The organism is Synergistaceae bacterium, assembly GCA_012521675.1.
Lineage (GTDB): Bacteria > Synergistota > Synergistia > Synergistales > Aminobacteriaceae > JAAYLU01.
On sequence record JAAYLU010000090.1, the window covers coordinates 1 to 4,954 of the forward strand.

At 57.0% G+C, this 4,954-nt stretch carries 9 protein-coding genes and 1 tRNA gene; all 10 read left to right on the forward strand.

The features are described 5' to 3' along the window. The coding region (gene tuf / locus GX181_08525; GenBank protein ID NLM71985.1) for an elongation factor Tu at nt 1–325 on the forward strand (325 nt) is incomplete at its 5' end. 33 nt (nt 326–358) lie between these two features. Beyond that, nucleotides 359–508 (forward strand): 50S ribosomal protein L33, encoded by a 150-nt coding sequence (gene rpmG, locus GX181_08530; GenBank protein NLM71986.1) that lies wholly within the window; start codon nt 359–361, stop codon nt 506–508. A 21-nt stretch (nt 509–529) separates the two neighbouring features. Beyond that, nucleotides 530–605, forward strand: a tRNA-Trp gene (locus GX181_08535). 36 nt (nt 606–641) lie between these two features. Then, nucleotides 642–824: a preprotein translocase subunit SecE gene (gene secE, locus GX181_08540; protein ID NLM71987.1), complete on the forward strand. Its 183-nt coding sequence runs from the start codon at nt 642–644 to the stop codon at nt 822–824. An 88-nt stretch (nt 825–912) separates the two neighbouring features. Further along, a complete protein-coding gene (gene nusG / locus GX181_08545; protein NLM71988.1) occupies nt 913–1,455 on the forward strand; it encodes a transcription termination/antitermination factor NusG in 543 nt (180 codons plus the stop codon). A 111-nt stretch (nt 1,456–1,566) separates the two neighbouring features. Further along, nucleotides 1,567–1,992, forward strand: a complete 426-nt coding sequence (gene rplK / locus GX181_08550; protein NLM71989.1) for a 50S ribosomal protein L11 — start codon at nt 1,567–1,569, stop codon at nt 1,990–1,992. Between the two features lie 69 nt (nt 1,993–2,061). Further along, nucleotides 2,062–2,775, forward strand: a complete 714-nt coding sequence (gene rplA / locus GX181_08555) for a 50S ribosomal protein L1 (GenBank protein ID NLM71990.1) — start codon at nt 2,062–2,064, stop codon at nt 2,773–2,775. Between the two features lie 182 nt (nt 2,776–2,957). Next, on the forward strand, nt 2,958–3,491 hold the full coding sequence (locus GX181_08560; GenBank protein NLM71991.1) for a 50S ribosomal protein L10: 534 nt from the start codon (nt 2,958–2,960) through the stop codon (nt 3,489–3,491). A 52-nt stretch (nt 3,492–3,543) separates the two neighbouring features. Continuing rightward, complete coding sequence (rplL, locus tag GX181_08565) at nt 3,544–3,924, forward strand: 50S ribosomal protein L7/L12 (protein ID NLM71992.1); 381 nt, start codon at nt 3,544–3,546, stop codon at nt 3,922–3,924. A 40-nt stretch (nt 3,925–3,964) separates the two neighbouring features. Continuing rightward, a complete protein-coding gene (locus tag GX181_08570; protein NLM71993.1) occupies nt 3,965–4,831 on the forward strand; it encodes an amidohydrolase family protein in 867 nt (288 codons plus the stop codon). The last annotated feature ends 123 nt before the right edge of the window (nt 4,832–4,954 follow it).

Below are 4,954 nucleotides of genomic sequence, written 5' to 3' on the forward strand. Positions count from 1 at the left end.
CGAGCGCGGTCAGGTATTGGCCAAGCCCAACTCCACCCAGTCCCACACCAGGTTCAAGGCGGAGGTCTACGTGTTGAAGAAGGAGGAGGGCGGTCGTCACACCCCGTTCTTCGCCGGCTACAAGCCTCAGTTCTACTTCCGCACGACGGACGTCACGGGTGGTATCAAGCTTCCCGAGGGAGTCGAGATGGTGCTTCCGGGCGACAACGCCACCTTCGAGGTCGAGCTGATAGTTCCGATCGCCATGGACCAGGGTCTCAGATTCGCGGTTCGCGAGGGCGGCCACACAGTCGGCGCGGGCGTCGTCACCGAGATTATAGAATAAGATCATCTGGCAGAACCGGGAGGATTGTTTTTAATGGCGGATATAGTGAGTATGCAGTGCACGGAGTGCAAGAGAAGAAACTACAGCACGACCGTGAACAAAAGGAAGCAATCAAAGAAACTGGAGCTCAATAAGTTCTGTAAATGGTGTGGTAGACACACCTTGCACAAAGAAGGGAAGTAGTGTAGAATACACTCTGCTTGCAGGTCCGTAGCTCAATTGGCAGAGCACTGGTCTCCAAAACCGGGGGTTGCAGGTTCGAGTCCTGCCGGGCCTGCCATTTTTTATTGTCCAAAATAGATAGGAGGCAGAGGTTGTGGGAAGTGTCCTCACCTTCGTTAGAGAGGCCAAAGCCGAGCTAAAAAAGGTAACTTGGCCGGGGAAACAACAAGTATGGTACTCGACAATCGTCGTGATTGTCTTCACCCTTCTCGTATCAGCCTATCTGGGCCTGGTGGATATGCTTCTGACGGCGATTTTCTCGAGGATCTTCAGATAAGCGCCCGCTGCCGATCCAGGCAGTTTTCACCGGAATTGTTCGAGAGATCGGCAGGGAGGTGAGGGGGCCGCTAATCCCCCTTTGACGCATGGATAGTAATGAAGAGCGCCGCTGGTATATTGTGCAGACCTATACCGGATACGAAAACCGCGTAAAGGCGAACATAGAACAGAGAATCGCGACGATGGGCATGGAGGACAGCATCTTCAACGTCCTTGTACCCATCGAGACGAGAGTGTCCGTGAAGGACGGGAAGAGCAAGAAGATTACGCGAAAGCTTTTCCCGAGCTACGTGCTTGTGGAGATGTGCCTGAACGACCAGTCCTGGTATGTCGTGCGCCATACCCCCGGAGTGACGGGATTCGTCGGCTCCGGCAACCACCCCATTCCCCTGACCGAAAAAGAGGTAAGGGACATAATGGGCAAGGTGGGCAAGGATCAGGTCAAGCCCAAGATTGAGATAAACTTGCGACCCGGCGATGTGGTCAGAGTGAAGTCCGGCCCGTTCGAGGGCCAGGCGGGCCCTGTCGTGGAGATATTCCCGGAGAAGGGGAAGGTCAAATTCTCCGTCACCGTCTTCGGTCGCGAGACCTCTGTGGAAACCGACTATACAGAGCTGGAGAAGCTCTGACCCATAGATAATTGAAAAGCCTCGGGTTATGACAAGGAGCGGGTTCTGTCCTGACTCGTGCGCATTGTCGTGCGCGGGCCGCTTTTCGGCTATGAGAGGAGAAATAACAGAATGGCAAAAAAGGTAATAGGGGAGATCAAACTGCAGTTGCCTGCAGGCAAGGCGACGCCTGCGCCGCCTATTGGCCCGGCGCTGGGCCAGCACGGCGTCAATATCATGGAGTTCGTAAAACAGTTCAACGCAAAGACCGCCGACCAGGTCGGACTCATAATTCCGGCCGTGATCACAGTCTACGCGGACAGGAGCTTCACTTTCATTCTTAAGACCCCGCCGGCCAGCGTGCTGCTTAAAAAGGCCGCAGGGCTCGAGTTAGGCTCAAGCGAGCCGAATAAGACCAAGGTCGGCTCAGTTCCCAGGGCCAAGGTGAAGGAGATAGCAGAGATCAAAAAGGTCGACCTCAACTCCTACGATGTCGATGCGGCCATGAGGATGATCGAGGGGACGGCTCGCTCCATGGGGATAGAGATAGTCGACTAGTTGCTGCACTTCAACCGGATTTTACGTGGGAGGCCGTGCCGGGCCGTATGACCACAGGGAGGGAATAAAATGGCAAAGCTATGCAAGAGACTGACAGAGGCGCACAATAAGATTGAGAAGGGCAGACAGTACACCCTCAAGGAGGGGATATCCCTCTTCAAGGAGACCGCTACCGCGAAGTTCGACGAGACAATGGAGATTCACATCCGACTCGGCGTGGATCCCAGACATGCGGACCAGCAAGTCCGCAGCACAGTGGTGCTTCCCCACGGTACCGGCAAGACCAAGAGAGTCCTGGTCCTTGCCATGGGGGAGAAGATAAGGGAGGCGGAGGATGCGGGGGCGGACTTCGTCGGGGGAGAAGACATGGTCGCGAAGATAACGGGCGGCTGGCTTGACTTCGACGCGGTCATAGCTACTCCCGACATGATGAAGTCCGTGGGACGCCTTGGCAAGGTGCTTGGCCCCAGGGGACTGATGCCGAGCGCCAAGACCGGCAGCGTGACCTTCGACATCGCGGACGCGGTGAAGGAGATCAAGGCCGGAAAGGTAGAGTTCCGCGTGGACAAGTCCGCGATTATTCACAACGCGATAGGGAAAAAGAGCTTCAATGACGAGCAGCTGTTCGACAATCTCAAGACCATCCTTCAGGCGGTCCTTAAGGCAAGGCCGGCCTCGGTGAAGGGCGCCTATGTGAGGAGCATAACGCTGGCTTCGTCCATGGGCCCCGGCATCAAGATCGACGTGGCCGCGGCTCAGAAGGAGATAGCCGGCCTGGACTAGAGAATCCCGGCCAATCTAACATAATAACGCCTAAAACTTAAGACAGCGGGTTCCCACTGGGGAAGAATGGCGCCGCCGCCCGCCGAGGTTTAAGGAGATTGCAAGCGATGCTTCGTGTCGCTTCGATACCTGAACCCGAGCCTGGCGCCCGGGTTTTATTTTTTGCACAAGGAGGTGAGTACATGCCGTCAAAACAGAAATTTGAAATGGTGGACGATTTCAAAGAACGCCTTTCGCGCGCCCAAGCAGTCTTCGTCTGCGAGTTCAGGGGTATGAACGTTGCGCAGATAACAAAGCTCCGTTCCGATGTCCGCGCAGCGGGGGGAGAGATGAGGGTGGCGAAGAACACCCTGGTCCGAATCGCAATGGAGGAGCAGGAGCTCCCGGCCTTCCCGGATGACATAGCGTTCGGGCCCAACATCTTCGCCCTCTCCTACGGCGACCCGGTGCCCGTGGCCAAGGCGCTCAAGGACATCGCGAGGGCCCGCGAGAACAAGTTCTTCAAGATCAAGGGAGGAATCCTCGACAATTCCCTTCTCAGCGTGGACCAGATCATGGCACTTGCGGACCTGCCGAGCAGGGACGTCCTCCTCGGACAGGTCGTTCGCACCATCGCAGCGCCCATCGCTGGCCTGCTCACGGTGCTCTCCGGCCCGGCAAGAGGGCTGGTCACGTGCCTCGACCAGATCAAGGAGCAAAAAGAGAAAGTCGCATAGAAACACGATATTCAGGGTGCAACCCCGGTTAAAACAATAAGGAGGAAACAGAATGACCCGCGATGAAATGATTCAGGCTATAGAGAACATGTCCGTCCTCGAGCTCTCTGAGCTCGTTAAAGCCCTCGAGGACAAGTTCGGAGTCTCCGCCTCCGCCCCGGCGATGGCGATGCCCATGATGGGCATGCCCGGTGCTGCGGCAGCCGCCCCCGAGGACGAGAAAACGGAGTTCGACGTCATCTACAAGGGCCCCGGCCCCAACAAGATCACCGTCATCAAGGTGGTCCGAGAGCTCACAGGCCTTGGTCTCAAGGAGGCCAAGGAGCTTGTCGACAATCCCCCCAGGCCCGTCAAGGAGGGCGTCACCAAGGAAGAGGCCGAGGAGGTCAAGAATAAGCTCGCCGAGGCAGGTGCCGACGTCGAGGTCAAGTAGAGAAGGTCAACCCGACCGTGCTATACTGAAGGCGGCGCATATGCGCCGCCTTTTTTCTTTTGGGGGTGATGCTTTGATCGACTGTCATGTACACGTGTATCCGCCCGAGGTGATCGACGGAGCGGCTGCGATAGGCGAGAGAGAGCCATACTTCGCCCTGCTCTCAGGCGGGAAGGTGCACAAGTGGGCGACCACGGAGGACGTGATATCCGCCATGGACAGGGACGGAATAGAAGTGTCCTGGATCTTCGGCTTCGCCTTCAACGACCCGGGGCTCTGCGCCCTCTGCAACGACTACGTCATAGAGGCCGTCAGGAAGCACCCCGACCGGTTGAAAGGCCTTGCAGTCGTCAATCCGCTAGCCCCGGGCGTGGAGCGGGAGATCACCAGGTGCAAAGAGAAAGGCCTTTCGGGCGTGGGTGAACTCTTCCCTGGTGGACAGGGCTTCGACATATCGGACGAAGAGCAGACGAGAAGGCTGGCGGGAGCCGCCTCCGAGGCGGGCATGTTCCTCCTGCTCCACACCGCGGAACCAGTCGGACACGACTACCCCGGCAAAGGAAATACCGGCCCCGAAGAGGCGGCTCGGTTCTGCGCCAACCATCCGGACCAAAAAGTCGTATTCGCTCACTTCGGCGGAGGACTATGGATGTACGAACTCATGCCGGAGATGAGGCGCGTCCTCGCCAACGCCTGGTACGACACCGCCGCCTGGCCGTGGCTCTATGAACCCGCGTTGATGACGGCAATCTCGTCAGCGGGCGTACTCGACAAGATACTCTACGGCTCGGACTTTCCCATACTCTCGTACCCGAGGTACGAGAGGCTTATCTCCGAATCCGGCATCTCGCAGAAGGAGAGAGGAATGATCTTGTCGGACAATGCAAAAAAGTTGGCTGTCCCGTGATCCTTTTCCATCTCCGGAAGGGCGAATCAAGGCAAGACGCAGGAAGATTTCTACATCGGGACTGCAAACGGTTTTTCAGCGCGAAAGGTGTTGACATAACAAGTGAAGCCCTATATACTAACC

Excerpts from the sequence above, each read along its gene's own strand:
- rpmG (NLM71986.1), top strand. The coding sequence starts at position 359 with ATGGCGGATATAGTGAGTATGCAGTGCACGGAGTGCAAGAGAAGAAAC.
- GX181_08560 (NLM71991.1), top strand. The coding sequence starts at position 2,958 with ATGCCGTCAAAACAGAAATTTGAAATGGTGGACGATTTCAAAGAACGC.
- rplL (NLM71992.1), top strand. The coding sequence starts at position 3,544 with ATGACCCGCGATGAAATGATTCAGGCTATAGAGAACATGTCCGTCCTC.
- GX181_08570 (NLM71993.1), top strand. The coding sequence starts at position 3,965 with ATGCGCCGCCTTTTTTCTTTTGGGGGTGATGCTTTGATCGACTGTCAT.
- rplK (NLM71989.1), top strand. The coding sequence starts at position 1,567 with ATGGCAAAAAAGGTAATAGGGGAGATCAAACTGCAGTTGCCTGCAGGC.
- nusG (NLM71988.1), top strand. The coding sequence starts at position 913 with ATGGATAGTAATGAAGAGCGCCGCTGGTATATTGTGCAGACCTATACC.
- rplA (NLM71990.1), top strand. The coding sequence starts at position 2,062 with ATGGCAAAGCTATGCAAGAGACTGACAGAGGCGCACAATAAGATTGAG.